The sequence below is a fragment of the Acidovorax sp. genome (assembly GCF_016783915.1).
Classification (GTDB): Bacteria; Pseudomonadota; Gammaproteobacteria; order Burkholderiales; family Burkholderiaceae_C; genus Acidovorax.
Genome location: NZ_JADHVT010000007.1, coordinates 64,420 through 72,751, shown reverse-complemented (window position 1 = coordinate 72,751; position 8,332 = coordinate 64,420). Strand labels below are relative to the sequence as shown.

Annotated in this window: 12 protein-coding genes; 5 read left to right on the top strand and 7 right to left on the bottom strand. The window is 68.2% G+C overall.

What is annotated here, in order from left to right; translation table 11 throughout:
- On the top strand, positions 1 to 581 hold a 581-nt coding region (locus ISS20_RS03190; protein WP_291433617.1), incomplete at its 5' end, for a PHB depolymerase family esterase.
- A 17-nt stretch (positions 582 to 598) separates the two neighbouring features.
- Here ISS20_RS03190 and ISS20_RS03185 read toward each other — a convergent pair.
- Positions 599 to 2,008: a serine hydrolase domain-containing protein gene (locus ISS20_RS03185; protein ID WP_291433615.1), complete on the bottom strand. Its 1,410-nt coding sequence runs from the start codon at positions 2,006 to 2,008 to the stop codon at positions 599 to 601.
- A 146-nt stretch (positions 2,009 to 2,154) separates the two neighbouring features.
- On the opposite strand from ISS20_RS03185, the gene ISS20_RS03180 reads away from it, so the two are divergent.
- From ISS20_RS03180 to ISS20_RS03165, 4 genes are all read left to right on the top strand, one after another.
- Positions 2,155 to 2,763 carry a 3'-5' exonuclease gene (locus ISS20_RS03180; RefSeq protein WP_291433613.1) on the top strand — a complete coding sequence of 203 codons (609 nt, stop codon included), beginning with the start codon at positions 2,155 to 2,157 and terminating at the stop codon, positions 2,761 to 2,763.
- 196 nt (positions 2,764 to 2,959) lie between these two features.
- The gene (locus ISS20_RS03175) at positions 2,960 to 3,541 is read left to right on the top strand and encodes an NnrU family protein (protein ID WP_291433611.1); all 582 of its coding nucleotides are present in this window, start codon (positions 2,960 to 2,962) and stop codon (positions 3,539 to 3,541) included.
- A gap of 78 nt (positions 3,542 to 3,619) precedes the next feature.
- Positions 3,620 to 3,883 carry a DUF3297 family protein gene (locus ISS20_RS03170; RefSeq protein WP_015011863.1) on the top strand — a complete coding sequence of 88 codons (264 nt, stop codon included), beginning with the start codon at positions 3,620 to 3,622 and terminating at the stop codon, positions 3,881 to 3,883.
- Positions 3,880 to 4,377 carry a ribonuclease HI family protein gene (locus ISS20_RS03165; RefSeq protein ID WP_291433607.1) on the top strand — a complete coding sequence of 166 codons (498 nt, stop codon included), beginning with the start codon at positions 3,880 to 3,882 and terminating at the stop codon, positions 4,375 to 4,377. The genes ISS20_RS03170 and ISS20_RS03165 overlap by 4 nt, the downstream gene beginning before the upstream one ends.
- 22 nt (positions 4,378 to 4,399) lie before the next feature.
- Here the strand turns inward: ISS20_RS03165 and ISS20_RS03160 are convergent, their stop codons facing one another.
- The 6 genes from ISS20_RS03160 to ISS20_RS03135 all read right to left on the bottom strand — a co-directional run bounded on the left by ISS20_RS03160 (position 4,400) and on the right by ISS20_RS03135 (position 8,302).
- Entirely contained in the window at positions 4,400 to 4,927 is a 528-nt protein-coding gene (locus tag ISS20_RS03160) for a GFA family protein (RefSeq protein ID WP_291433605.1), read from the bottom strand.
- Between the two features lie 48 nt (positions 4,928 to 4,975).
- The gene (locus ISS20_RS03155; protein ID WP_291433603.1) at positions 4,976 to 6,268 is read right to left on the bottom strand and encodes an RNA polymerase sigma factor; all 1,293 of its coding nucleotides are present in this window, start codon (positions 6,266 to 6,268) and stop codon (positions 4,976 to 4,978) included.
- Positions 6,269 to 6,688, bottom strand: a complete 420-nt coding sequence (locus tag ISS20_RS03150; RefSeq protein ID WP_291433601.1) for a VOC family protein — start codon at positions 6,686 to 6,688, stop codon at positions 6,269 to 6,271.
- Between the two features lie 74 nt (positions 6,689 to 6,762).
- Positions 6,763 to 7,299, bottom strand: a complete 537-nt coding sequence (locus ISS20_RS03145) for an SRPBCC family protein (RefSeq protein ID WP_291433599.1) — start codon at positions 7,297 to 7,299, stop codon at positions 6,763 to 6,765.
- Positions 7,300 to 7,324: 25 nt separating this feature from the next.
- Positions 7,325 to 7,741, bottom strand: coding sequence for a YciI family protein (locus ISS20_RS03140; RefSeq protein WP_291433597.1), 417 nt, complete (start codon positions 7,739 to 7,741; stop codon positions 7,325 to 7,327).
- 207 nt (positions 7,742 to 7,948) lie between these two features.
- The gene (locus tag ISS20_RS03135) at positions 7,949 to 8,302 is read right to left on the bottom strand and encodes a YciI family protein (RefSeq protein WP_291433595.1); all 354 of its coding nucleotides are present in this window, start codon (positions 8,300 to 8,302) and stop codon (positions 7,949 to 7,951) included.
- Positions 8,303 to 8,332: the final 30 nt, after the last annotated feature.

Genomic DNA, 8,332 nt, shown 5'->3' with positions numbered 1-8,332 from the left:
CACAACGCGTCTACGTGGCAGGGCTGTCGGCCGGCGGCGCCATGGCCGCGCTGCTGGGCCGCGAATACCCCGACCTGTTTGCGGCCGTGGGCGTGCACTCCGGCCTGCAGGCGGGTGCAGCGCACAACGTGATGGGCGCACTGTCGGCGATGAAGAACGGGGCCAAACTGGGTGCCGCTGCGCACCACGTCGCTCACGCACCAGCCCTGCCGCCCCCGCCGATCATCGTGTTCCACGGCGACGCCGACACCACCGTACATGCGCACAACGGTGAACAGCTCATCGAGGCAACGCTGTCAGCACTGGCCACGGCCCCAGGTGACGGCCAGACGACGGTGGAGACCGTGCACCAGGGCCAGTCCCGTGGTGGCCAGAGCTACACCCGCAAGGTGTACACCGTGGCGGGTGGCGCCCCGTCGGCCAGCGCACTGACTGGCACGGTGGTGGCAGAACACTGGGTGCTGCACGGCGCAGGGCACGCGTGGGCCGGTGGGCATGCGGGCGGCAGCCACACCGACCCTGCCGGGGTCAATGCCACGGCGGAGATGCTGCGGTTTTTTGCAGCGCACCCCAAGCGCTGAGGCCCGGCCCGCCAGGATCAGCGCGGAGTGCGGCGCGCCTTGCGATAGCGCTGGGTGGCCTCGGCCACCATGGCGTCCTTGGGCAACAGCTGGGTGCCACCCACCCACAGCTCGGTGGCGGCGCCGCTGGCATCGCGCACGCGGCGCACCGGCTGGCCGGGGCTGGCGTAGGCCGAGGCTTTCTGGACCACGCCGGTGTCGCGCCCGGTGATGGCCAGCTCCGTGGTGGCGGCGTTGAAGGGCACGAACATGGCGGGCACCACCTGGCACACCACCTTGCCCATGGGCACCAGGTCGCTGGCGCCCCACAGGCTCCACCAGCGCCCCGCCCAGGCGGCTTCCTTTTTGCCCGGCGCACCATGCTGCTGGAACGCAAACAAGATGCTGGCAATGCCTTCCACCCACTCCGTGGACAGGCCGTCCTGCGCGTTGGTGAGCACCGTCACCGTCAAATCGAGCGCGGGGTAGCGCGCGGTGCGTGACAGGAACCCTTGCAGACTGCCGGTGTGGCCCATCCATTCACGCGGGCCCGGCGCGCTGAGCATGGTGCCCAGGCCGTAGTGGGACTCGAACAGGTTGCAGGGGTCGCGCCAGCGGCGCTGCGCCATCTCGCGGCGGCTCGCGGGCGACAGGATGCTGCGCTGGCTGTCGGGCGCCAGCTGCGAAAAGAAGCGGGCCACATCCGACGCGGTGGATACAAACCCGGCCGCCGGGGCCATGGCATCGCACCGGTTGTCGCCCGGCACGATGAGGCGCTGACCGAACGGAAACTCGCTGCTGTGGCCCACGGCCATAGGGGCGTCCCGCGCCAGGCGCGGCATGTCGGGCACGGTTTCCTGCAAGCCTGCGGCGTCGATCACATGGCGCACCATCCAGCTGGCGTACTCCGTGCCGGTGACCTGCTCCATCATCAGCCCCAGCAGGCCGTAGCCGTGGTTCGAGTACTTGAGCTGCACCCCCGTCTCCAGTGGTGGCTTGTGGCGCAGGTCCGCCAGCAGCTCGGCGCGGGAGAGATACGGCCGCCGGTCCAGGAACTGGCCGGCATCGGGCCCGTCACGCGTCACGCCCGCGCCGTGCGAGAGCAGCTCGCCAATGCGCGCCCGCGCCAGGTCCTTGTGCAGGCCATCGACATAGCGGCCAATGGGGTCGTCCAGCCCGACCTTTCCCTGCTCGCGCAGCAGCATGACGCCCGCTGCCGTAAAGCTCTTGGAGTGCGACGCGATGCGCAGGCGGTGCCGGGGCGTGAGGGGTTGGTGGGTGCGCATGTCGGCCACGCCCAGGGCCAGCTCGGCCACGGTCTCGCCGCCGCGTGCAATGGCCACGGAACACCCGGGCTGGCGGTAGCGCTCCAGTTGCAGGTCCAGCCACTGCGGCAGGTAGTCCAGGGCGGCATGGAGCCAGGCGGGTTGGGTGGTGTGGTTCTTCATGGGTTGCTCGGCTCCATGCATCCAGAAACGGGGTGGGGCAGTGTAGGCCACCCACTTGGATGGGCACGTGGACACACAGGCCCGCAGGGCGCACAGGATGGCGCGCAGGTGCGGCGGCACAATCCTTCCTTTTCGCACGCAAGCCCATGCCCCCCATCGCCGTCATCGACTTTGAAACCACCGGCGTCTCGCCCGGCCAGGGCGCGCGCGCGACCGAGGTGGCCATCGTGCTGCTGGAAGACGGCCAGGTGGTGGACCGATTCCAGAGTTTGATGAAGACCGGGGTGTGGATTCCGTCCTTCATCACCCAGCTCACCGGCATCACCAACGCGATGGTGAACGCCGCGCCCGACGCGACACAGGTGATGCAGGATGCCGCGCGTTTTGTGGGCGATGCGCCCATGGTGGCGCACAACGCATCGTTCGACAGCAAGTTCTGGCAGGCCGAGCTGGCCCTGGCCGGGCTGCCCGCGCCGCATCCGTTTGCGTGCACGGTGCTGCTGTCGCGGCGCCTGTATCCGCAGGCGCCCAGCCACAAGCTGGGCACGCTGGTGGACTACCACGGCCTGCCGCGCACAGGCCAGGCCCACCGGGCGCTGGCCGATGCCGAGATGGCCGCTGCGCTGCTGGCCCGCATGCAGCACGACCTGCGCACCCGCTGGCGGGTGGCCGAGCCCAGCTACGCACTGCTGCAAACGCTGCAGCGCTGCGCCAAACCGGCAGTGGGGGCGCTGCTGGCAAAACATGCTGAGTAGTGACAGAGCCTTGTCTCTTTTCCCTAGGAGGCAAGGGACTATCACTATCAAAAATATAGCTACTAGCGCATGATTCATAAGCGCTACGGGCACTTCTGGCTTCAACTTTTCAGAAAACAGGCGGCATACTCGCCAGTGGACAACAGGCAGCTGCGCTGCGACGACCCTTGATCCCCCTCGAATGAAAGGCTTGACCATGTGGCTTCTGGTACTGGGACTGGTGCTGTTTCTCGGCGTGCACTCGGTGCGCATCGTGGCCGATGGCTGGCGCACGCAGACGCGGGCGCGCATGGGGGAGATGCCATGGAAGGGGCTCTATTCGCTGGTCTCGGCCGTGGGCCTGGCGCTCATCGTCTGGGGCTACGGCCTGGCGCGGCAGCAGCCCGTGGTGCTGTGGGTGCCGCCCATTGGCATGCGGCACGCGGCGGCGCTGCTGACGCTGATCGCCTTTGTGCTGCTGGCTGCCACCTATGTGCCGCGCAATGCGATCAAGGCCCGGCTGCACCACCCTATGGTGCTGGGGGTGAAGGTGTGGGCGCTGGCACATCTGCTGTCCAACGGCAACCTGGCCGACGTGCTGCTGTTTGGCAGCTTCCTGCTGTGGGCGGTGCTGAGCTTTCGCGCCGCACGCCAGCGCGACCGGGCGCAGGGCACCGTGTACGCGGCAGGCAGCGCTGCAGGTACGGCGGCGGCGGTGGTGGTGGGTGCAGTGGCCTGGGCGGGCTTTGCGTTCTGGGGTCATGCGTGGCTGATCGGCGTGGCGCCGCTGGGGCGATGATCGAACGCTGGGAAGGCCAGCACCCCAAATGCCGGAGAATCCGCGCTTTGCGTTTTCTCCTTTCTCGCCGAGACCTCTATGACCGAAGCCACCACCCCCAACACCCCCGCCCTGCCGCCCCTGCCCGACCACCTGTCGGTCAACCCCCGCAGCCCGCACCATGTGGCCGCCGTGTTCGAGCACGACATCGGCATCCGCCTGAACGGCAAGGAGCGTTTTGATGTGGAGGAATACTGCATCAGCGAAGGCTGGGTGAAGGTGCCCGCAGGCAAAACGGTGGACCGCAAGGGCCAGCCGCTGCTCATCAAGATCAAAGGCACGGTAGAAGCTTTCTACAAGTGACAGCCGCACAGGCGGCCGCACCGCTCACCCCCGGCGCCTGGGTGATCCACTGCGACGGCAGCGCCTGGCCCAACCCGGGGCGCATGGGCCTGGGGGCCGTGCTGACCGGCCCCGACGGGACCGTGCAGCACCAGATCTCCGAAGCCACCACCTTCACCGGCTGCAACAACGAGGCAGAGCTGCGCGCGCTGATGCAGGCGCTGCAGTGGCTGGCGCAGCAAGGGCTGGCAGCATCGACGCCGGTGCAGGTGTTCAGCGACAACAGCGTGCTGGTGGAGCAGTTGGGCGGTCATCCAGCGGCACCTATTGCGCGACTGGCAACGCTGTTTGGCGAAGCACGCCAGACACTGCGGCTGTTCCCACAAGCCCAGGTCCAGTGGATTCCCCGCCACCGCAATGGCGCAGCCGATACGCTGGCCCGCGCCGCCCTTGGGCTGGCACCCAAGGCAGCCACGCCGCAAGGCCAGACCATCAAAAAGCGCCGCCGGCGCTGAGCCCCCCACCCGGCACACGCCATCAGGCCGGGTCAAGCCCTGCAGCCGCACGGTAGGCCTGGATGCGCGGCAGCACCGCCTGGCGACGGGCGATGCTTTGCGCAGGCCACAACCCCTCGCGTTCGTAATATTCCGCCACGGCGGGCATCCCCGGCGGCAACACCACCCAGGGCTGTTTGGAGGCCGTGAAGATATGGATGTCGGGCGGCAGGTGGTCGGGCGCATCCAGCGTGCCCACGCGCACAAACGCCATCACGGGCCCCGCGCCTGCGTAGTGGCTCCAGACCGCCACCTGGCAGCGCGGGCAACGCGCGATCTGCTGTCCCATGCCGCTTGCTGACGGGGTGTGCACCATCGCAGGGGTGCCTGCGAGCAGCTCCACGCGGTCGGCCTCGATCATCGCGTTCAGCGCAAAGGCCGCGCCGCTTTCGCGCTGGCACCAGCGGCAGTGGCAGCAGTGCACAAACAGTGGGGGCGCCAACAGGCGGTAGCGCACATGGCGGCAAGTGCAGCCGCCTTCCAGCGGGTATTCAGGGGCAGGGTGGGGCATGAGGGGGGTGTCCTTGCAGCGGGGTGAGGGGGAGCACAACACCGGCCTTCAGCTGCAGGCACGGGCCAGCAGCAGCGCCTTTTCCTGCGCGTTGCGGGTGAGGCTGGCTGCGCGCTCGAACTCGGCGCGCGCCTCGGCCCGCCGGCCCAGCTTGGCCAGCAGGTCGCCGCGCACGCTGGGCAGCCAGTGGTAGTGGCGCAGCAGCGGGTCGCCTGCCAGGGCATCGACCAGCGCCAGTGCGGCCTCCGGCCCCTCGGCCATGCCCACGGCCACGGCGCGGTTCAGCGCCACCACGGGGGAGGGCGCCACCTGCAGCAGCGCGTCGTACAGAGCCACGATGTGGGCCCAGTCGGTGTCTTCGGCGCGCCTGGCACGGGCATGGCAGGCGGCAATCGCACCCTGCAGTGCGTAGGGCCCCCAGGCGTGGCCTGCGCGGGCCAGCTGCTCAGCCTTGTCGAGCGCCACCACCCCCCGACGCACCAGCAGGTGGTCCCAGCGCGCGCGGTCCTGGTCCATCAGCAGCACGGGCTGTCCCTGCGCATCGGTGCGCGCGGGCAGGCGCGAGGCCTGGATTTCGAGCAGCGCCACCAGGCCTTGCACCTCGGGTTCGCCGGGCACCAGGCTGGCCAGCACCCGCACCAGACGCTGGGCCTCGCCGCACAGCGCAGGGCGCATCCAGTCGTCGCCCGCCGTGGCGGCATAACCTTCGTTGAAGATGAGGTAGATCACCTCCAGCACCGAGGCCAGGCGCGGCGCGCGCTCGGCCGCGCCGGGCACTTCATACGGCACATGCGCGGCCGTGAGGCTGCGCTTGGCACGCACGATGCGCTGGGCCACGGTGGGCTCGGGCACCAGGAAGGCGCGCGCGATCTCGGCCGTGGTGAGGCCGCCCAGCAGCCGCAGCGTGAGCGCCACCCGCGCCTCGGTGGGCAGCACGGGGTGGCAGGCGGTGAAGATCAGGCGCAGCAGGTCGTCGCCGATGTCGTCCTGTTCGGCGTGCATCAGGGTGTCCACCACATCGGGCGCGTACTGGGCTTCGAGCGCTTCGAGGTCGAGGCCCAGTGCCTCGTGCTCGCGCTGGTGCAGCGCCTGCTGGCGCAGGTGGTCGATGGCGCGGCGCTTGGCGGTGGTCATGAGCCATGCCCCCGGGTTGGCGGGCAGGCCCGTGGTGGGCCAGTGCTCCAGCGCGGCCACCAAAGCGTCCTGCGCCAGCTCTTCGGCCCGGCCCACATCGCGTGTCATGCGCGCCACGCTGGCGATGATGCGCGCGGCCTCGATACGCCACACCGAGTCGATGCTGCGGTGCAGGGCACCGCGGTCGGGCAGCGCAGAGGGATTCATTCACACCTTCTCAGAGCCCTTGGCCTGGCTGGCGTCCACCATGTACACAAACTCCCAGGTGTGGCCGTCGAGGTCATCAAAGCTGCGCGAGTACATGAAGCCCAGATCCTGCGCCGGGCGGGGTATGGTGGCGCCTGCTGCCACGGCCTTGTCCACCAGCGCGTCGACCTCTTCGCGACTGCTGCACGAGAAGCAAACCAGCACCTCCGACGTGGTGCGTGCGTCGGCAATCGTTTTGTCGGTGAAGGTTTGATAGAAGCTCTTGACCAGCAGCATCACGAAGAGGTTTTCGCCCATCACCAGGCAGGCACCCTGGTCGTTGGTGAACTCGGGGTTGAACTCGTAACCCAGCGCGCGGAAGAACGCCTGCGAGCGGGCCATGTTCTCAATGGGCAGGTTCACGAAGATGTGTTTGTGCATGAAGGTCTCCCGAAGGGTTGGAAGGTAAGGCGAAACAGGTGTGTTTGGCAAAGGGCTGCAGAGGGGCCGGTGGTTCAGGCGCCGGGCTTTTGTGCAACGGCCTGCAGGTTGGCCAGCCCGTCTTCAAAGTCTTGCCCCACCATGCGGTCCATGTTGAACACCAGGTGCGCAATCTTGGCCAGGTAGGGCACGGGGCCTTGCATGGACCAGGTGACGCGGGTGGCGCCCGCGCCTTCGGGCTGCAAAGTGAATTCCACCTCGTTGTGGGCTTCAAAGGGCTTCACAAAGTCGAGCTTCATGCCCACACGCCGGGGAGCGGTGGCGTCCACGATCTCCATGCTGCCCACACCCACCTTGTCGCCCCGCCAGGCATAGCGCGCGCCTGGGCCGGTGGTGGTGGCGCTGTATTCGCCCTGGATGCCAGGGTCCTTGCGCTCGTAGGGGTTCCAGGTGTTGAACTGGCGCAGGTCATGGATGAGCCCATACAGGCGCTCAGGCGGTGCGGGGATCACGCGGCTGCGCTCCACACGGAAGGTGTCGGGGCGGGTGGCGGCAAACGCCAGCAGCAGCGCCAGGGCCGCCAGCAGCACGAGGGCGATGGTCTTGACCATGGAGGATGCCTTTCGTGTCATGGCATCAGCCGCGCAGGGCTTCAAGGTCGCGGAACTGCTCGACACCATCCACACCGGCAAAGTCTTCCATCTCGAACAGCTGGCGCACCTCGATCTCGGCATCCAGGCCCTCGCCGCGCGGGTTGGGGAAGCGGCGTGTCCATTCCAGCGCCTCATCGCGGCTGCGCACCTGGATGAGTGTGTAGCCCGCGATCAGCTCCTTGGTCTCTGTGAACGGGCCGTCGGTGACGGTGCGGGTGCCGCTGGTGCCGTAGCCCACGCGCCAGCCCTTGGAGGAGGGCTGCAGGCCACTGGCGTCCAGCAGCACACCGGCCCGCGCGAGTTCTTCGTGGTAGCGGGCCATCGCTGTCATCAGGGCTGCGGTCGGCTTGCAGCCCTGTTCTGATTCGGCGGTGGCCTGGATGATGATCATGAATCGCATGGAAATGTCCTCCAGAGGTTGTGGATAGAAGGGGCTGGCCATGGCGCAATCCAGGGCCTTCTTCTGCACGACGAACGGGAAGACGCGATTTCGACAGCGAAGGGAGCGAGTTCGGATTTATTTTTTGGAAGCCCACTCGGGGGAGTGGAGCCAAGTGCTTCCGCAAGGGTGCATGGCGCTGCCCAGCCTAGCCCAGCGCACCCGGTTTCACACAAAGCAGGGCGCCACCTCGCGCACTTCCACCGTGGCCCAGGCGGCGGCCGGGCATTCGCGGGCGATGGCAATGGCCTCGTCGCGCGTGGCGCAGTCGATGAGAAAGAAGCCGCCCACCATTTCCTTGGTCTCGGCAAACGGTCCGTCGGTGAGGCGGGCCTGCCCCTCGCGCACCTGCAACCGCACAGCCTGCTCGGTCGAGGCCAGTGACTCGCTGGCGCGCAGCAGGCCGCGGGCCTGCAGGCTTTGGCCAAAACGCTGCATGCTGGCATAGGCCTCCTGGCCACCTTCCAGCCCGCGCTCGGCGCGCTGGCCGTGGGGTTCCATGATGAGCAGCATGTAGGGCATGGGATCTCCTTGGGTAACGCCGGGCCGTAC